The 389-nt window shown below is 64.3% G+C and carries 1 protein-coding gene; it reads left to right on the forward strand.

Annotation, left to right across the window (positions count from 1 at the left end):
• Positions 1-389, forward strand: a 389-nt coding sequence (locus X744_RS139625; RefSeq protein ID WP_023763264.1) for an ABC transporter ATP-binding protein, incomplete at both ends; no start/stop codon positions are given.

Here is a 389-nt window from a genome sequence, read left to right on the forward strand (position 1 = left end):
ATCGCCATGGTGTTCCAGTCCTATGCGCTCTACCCGCATATGACGGTGGCCAAGAACATCGCCTTCCCGCTGAAGATGGCGGGCGAGGACCAGGCGACCATCGACAGGAAGGTGAAGGACGCGGCGCGCGTGCTCAACCTCACCAATTACCTCGAACGCCGTCCCGGCCAGCTCTCCGGCGGCCAGCGCCAGCGCGTCGCCATCGGCCGCGCCATTGTGCGCCAACCCTCGGCCTTCCTGTTCGATGAGCCGCTGTCCAACCTCGACGCGGCACTGCGCGGCACCATGCGGCTGGAGATCAGCGAACTGCACCATCAGCTCAAGACCACGATGATCTACGTGACCCACGACCAGGTCGAGGCCATGACCATGGCCGACAAGATCGTCGT

It is taken from the genome of Mesorhizobium sp. LNHC252B00 (genome assembly GCF_000502955.1).
Classification (GTDB): Bacteria; Pseudomonadota; Alphaproteobacteria; order Rhizobiales; family Rhizobiaceae; genus Mesorhizobium.